This window comes from Paenibacillus sp. GYB006 (genome assembly GCF_036577645.1).
Taxonomy (GTDB): Bacteria; Bacillota; Bacilli; order Paenibacillales; family Paenibacillaceae; genus Paenibacillus.
This window is the reverse complement of record NZ_JARBDA010000049.1, coordinates 1-881: the sequence shown is the minus strand read 5'-3', so window position 1 is coordinate 881 and position 881 is coordinate 1. Positions and strand designations below refer to the sequence as shown.

General features: G+C 52.3%; 1 rRNA gene. It reads left to right on the top strand.

Annotated elements, in window-relative coordinates:
- A 23S ribosomal RNA gene (locus PV403_RS24805) occupies nucleotides 1-881 on the top strand; the annotation flags it as partial.

The window sequence follows — 881 nt, the reverse complement described above, 5'->3', positions numbered from 1 at the left end:
ATACAAGTGAGAATGCCGGTATGAGTAACGAAAAGATCAGTGAGAATCTGATCCGCCGAAAACCTAAGGGTTCCTGAGGAAGGCTCGTCCGCTCAGGGTAAGTCGGGACCTAAGGCGAGGCCGAAAGGCGTAGTCGAAGGACAACAGGTCGAAATTCCTGTACCACCGTAAATCGTTACGAGCGATGGGGGGACGCAGTAGGGTAGTGACGCAGACTGATGGATGTCTGTCCAAGCAGTGAGGCTGATGTGTAGGCAAATCCGCACATCGTAAGGCTGGGCTGTGATGGGGAGTGAAAATTACAGTAGCGAAGGTCATGATCTCAGACTGCCAAGAAAAGCCTCTAGCCAGATGAAGGTGCCCGTACCGTAAACCGACACAGGTAGGTGAGAAGAGAATTCTAAGGCGCGCGGAAGAACTCTCGTTAAGGAACTCGGCAAAATGACCCCGTAACTTCGGGAGAAGGGGTACCCCGGTAGTGTGAATAGCACGAGGGGGTCGCAGTGAAAAGGCCCAAGCGACTGTTTAGCAAAAACACAGGTCTGTGCGAAGCCGCAAGGCGAAGTATACGGGCTGACGCCTGCCCGGTGCTGGAAGGTTAAGGGGAGTGGTTAGGAGTAATCCGAAGCTATGAACCGAAGCCCCAGTAAACGGCGGCCGTAACTATAACGGTCCTAAGGTAGCGAAATTCCTTGTCAGGTAAATTCTGACCCGCACGAATGGCGTAACGACTTGGGCGCTGTCTCAACGAGAGATCCGGTGAAATTTTAATACCTGTGAAGATGCAGGTTACCCGCGACAAGACGGAAAGACCCCATGGAGCTTTACTGCAGCTTGATATTGGATTTGGGTACGATCTGTACAGGATAGGTGGGAGCCTA